Source organism: Streptomyces sp. NPDC127098 (assembly GCF_042722465.1).
GTDB lineage: Bacteria > Actinomycetota > Actinomycetes > Streptomycetales > Streptomycetaceae > Streptomyces > Streptomyces millisiae.
This window is the reverse complement of record NZ_JBHXFJ010000140.1, coordinates 1-3,503: the sequence shown is the minus strand read 5'-3', so window position 1 is coordinate 3,503 and position 3,503 is coordinate 1. Positions and strand designations below refer to the sequence as shown.

Below are 3,503 nucleotides of genomic sequence, written 5' to 3'. Positions count from 1 at the left end.
CCGGGCACCAGGCGCGCGGAGCGCGCCGGTGACCCGGGCCTGCGGGCCGGTGGCCAAGGCCAAGCGCCCAGCGAGAACGCCGGTCAGGAAAGGAACGGGTCGATCGCGACGGCCAGGAAGACCAGCGAGACGTATGTGATCGACCAGTGGAACAGCCGCATCTCCTTGAGCTTGGCCGCCCCCGCCCTGGCCCTCGCCTGGAGCGCGTGCGCCTCCCAGAGCCACCAGATGCCGGCCGCCGCCGCCACCGTCGTGTAGAACCAGCCGGCGTACCCCAGCGGCCACAGCAGCAGCGAGACCCCGACCATCACCCAGCTGTAGACGACGATCTGCCGCGCCACCGCCAGGTTGCCCGCGACGACCGGCAGCATCGGGACGCCGACCTTCGCGTAGTCGTCCTGCACCCGCATCGACAGCGGCCAGTAGTGCGGCGGCGTCCAGAAGAAGATCACCAGGAAGAGGATGACGGCGGCCCAGGAGAGCGTGCCCGTCACCGAGGACCAGCCGATGAGCACCGGCAGGCAGCCGGCGATGCCGCCCCAGACGATGTTCTGGGAGGTGCGGCGCTTGAGCCACATCGTGTAGACGACGACGTAGAAGAGCAGCGCGCCCAGCGACAGCGCGGCCGACATCCAGTTCACCAGGAGGCCGAACCACAGCGTGGACACGACGGCGAGGGTGATGCCGAAGACGAGGCCCTCGGTGGGCCGCACCACACCGGTCACCAGCGGCCGGTTCCTGGTGCGCTGCATCACGGCGTCGATGTCGCGGTCGATGTACATGTTGAGCGCGTTGGCGCCGCCCGCCGAGAGGTAGCCGGCGAAGCAGGTGGAGAGCACCAGCCACGGGTCCGGCACCCCGCCCTCGGCGAGGAACATCACGGGGACCGTGGTCATCAGCAGCAGCTCGATGATGCGGGGCTTGGTGAGGGCCACGAAGCCCCGGATCCTCGCCCCCGGTGTCCAACGACCCGAGGCGGAGCCGAGCGGCTCTGCCACGGGACGGGAATCAACGGCCGTCACGGACACCCCTGGTTGTACGACATCGGCGATCGGTTGTGCCCAGTCACTCTAGACGCCCGACTTACACGGCTTGTCACCGGGGGTGCCCGTGTCCGGCACCCAGCGGGACCGGTGGACATGCCGGCTCGGCCGCGCTGGGGCACCCTTGAGGTGTCGGCAGCGACCCCGCGAAGGAGCGGGCTCCCGGCCCGGGTCCTGCCCGGAGGTAGGCTCGATGGCGGTCCGGTGAGCCACCCGCCGCCTGGCGGATCGTCCCCGTCACCGGCCTGACACACGCGGAACGTACGCGGAGAGGAGCCCTGACGCAGGGTGAGCAGCAAGCCGACCACTTCAGACCTCGAATGGACCGACCTGGACCAGCGGGCAGTCGACACCGCCCGGGTTTTGGCCGCGGACGCCGTGCAGAAGGTCGGTAACGGCCACCCGGGCACGGCGATGAGCCTGGCACCAGCCGCCTACCTGATCTTCCAGAAGCTCATGCGGCACGACCCCTCGGACCCCGACTGGGCCGGCCGCGACCGGTTCGTGCTGTCCGTCGGTCACACCAGCCTCACGCTCTACGTCCAGCTGTACCTCGCCGGCTACGGCCTGACCCTGGACGACCTGAAGGCGTTCCGCACCTGGGGCAGCAGGACTCCGGGGCACCCGGAGCACGGCCACACGGTGGGCGTCGAGACCACCACGGGCCCGCTCGGCCAGGGCATCGGCAACGCGGTGGGCATGGCGATGGCCGCCCGCTACGAGCGTGGCCTGTTCGACCCGGACGCGGCCCCCGGCACCTCCCCGTTCGACCACACCATCTACACCATCGCCGGCGACGGCTGCCTGCAGGAGGGCGTGGCCGCCGAGGCCGTCTCGCTCGCGGGCCACCAGAAGCTCGGCAACCTGGTGCTGCTCTACGACGACAACCACATCTCCATCGAGGGCGACACCGCCACCGCGTTCTCCGAGGACGTGCTGGGCCGCTTCGAGGCGTACGGCTGGCACGTGCAGCGGGTGGCGCCCAAGGAGGACGGCGACCTGGACCCGGCCGCGCTGCACGCCGCGTTCCAGGCGGCCAAGGCGGAGACCGAACGCCCCTCGATCATCGCCGCGCGCTCGATCATCGCCTGGCCGGCGCCGAACGCGCAGAACACCGAGGCCGCGCACGGCTCGGCGCTCGGCGCGGACGAGGTGGCCGCCACCAAGCGGGTGCTGGGCTTCGACCCCGAGCAGCACTTCCAGGTCGAGGACGCGGTGCTGGCGCACGCCCGCGGCGCGGTGGAGCGCGGCCAGGCGGCGCGCGCCGCCTGGGAGAAGGAGCTGGCCGTCTGGCGCGAGGCCAACCCGGAGCGGGCCGCCGAGTTCGACCGGATCCGCGCGGGCAAGCTGCCCGAGGGCTGGGAGAAGGCGCTGCCGGTCTTCGACGAGGGCTCCTCGGTGGCCACCCGCAAGGCGTCGGGCCAGGCGCTCAAGGCGCTCGGCGCGGTCATCCCCGAGCTGTGGGGCGGCTCGGCCGACCTGGCCGGTTCGAACAACACCACGATCGACGCGTCCTCGTCGTTCCTCCCGGCGGGCAACCCGCTGCCGGAGGCGAACCCGTACGGCCGCACCGTGCACTACGGGATCCGCGAGCACGCCATGGGCGCCGTGATGAACGGTGTGGCACTGCACGGCAACACCCGGATCTACGGCGGCACCTTCCTGGTGTTCTCCGACTACATGCGGCCCGCGGTGCGCCTCGCCGCGCTGATGAAGCAGCCGGTCACCTACGTGTGGACGCATGACTCGATCGGCCTCGGCGAGGACGGCCCGACCCACCAGCCGGTGGAGCACCTGGCCGCGCTGCGCGCGATCCCCGGGCTGAACGTGGTGCGCCCGGCCGACGCCAACGAGACGGCCATCGCCTGGCGCGAGATCCTGCGCCGCGACAACGCCCCGCACGGCCTCGCGCTGACCCGGCAGAACGTGCCGACCTACGCGCCCAACGAGGGCACGGCCAAGGGCGGTTACGTGCACACCGAGGCGGAGGGCGGCGCCCCGCGCGTCATCCTGATCGCCACCGGCTCCGAGCTGCACCTGGCGCTCGCCGCCCGGCAGGAGCTCCAGGCGGACGGCGTGCCCACCCGAGTGGTCTCGATGCCGTGCGTGGAGTGGTTCGAGGAGCAGGACCAGGCGTACCGGGACAGCGTGCTGCTTCCCGAGGTGACGGCCCGAGTGGCGGTGGAGGCGGGCATCGGCCTGACCTGGCACCGTTATGTCGGACAGCACGGACGGGTGGTCTCGCTGGAGCACTTCGGTGCCTCGGCGGACTACCAGACGCTCTACCGTGAGTTCGGCATCACGCCCGAGGCCGTGGCGTCGGCCGCGAAGGAGTCCCTGGCGGCCTCGACACGCTGACGTGGGGTGGCCGCGGCGGGCGCCCCCCGCCCCCCCCACCCCCCCCGACCCGTGAACCACCACCACCGCCCACCACCCAAACCCAGGGAAGCCGATACAAAT

The 3,503-nt window shown here is 71.8% G+C and carries 2 protein-coding genes; one reads left to right on the top strand and one right to left on the bottom strand.

From position 1 onward, the window contains the following. Window positions 1-83: 83 nt before the first annotated feature. A complete protein-coding gene (locus ACFWI8_RS36165) occupies window positions 84-1,022 on the bottom strand; it encodes a heme o synthase (protein WP_387100477.1) in 939 nt (312 codons plus the stop codon). A 309-nt stretch (window positions 1,023-1,331) separates the two neighbouring features. On the opposite strand from ACFWI8_RS36165, the gene tkt reads away from it, so the two are divergent. Beyond that, the gene (tkt, locus tag ACFWI8_RS36160) at window positions 1,332-3,401 is read left to right on the top strand and encodes a transketolase (RefSeq protein WP_387100474.1); all 2,070 of its coding nucleotides are present in this window, start codon (window positions 1,332-1,334) and stop codon (window positions 3,399-3,401) included. The last annotated feature ends 102 nt before the right edge of the window (window positions 3,402-3,503 follow it).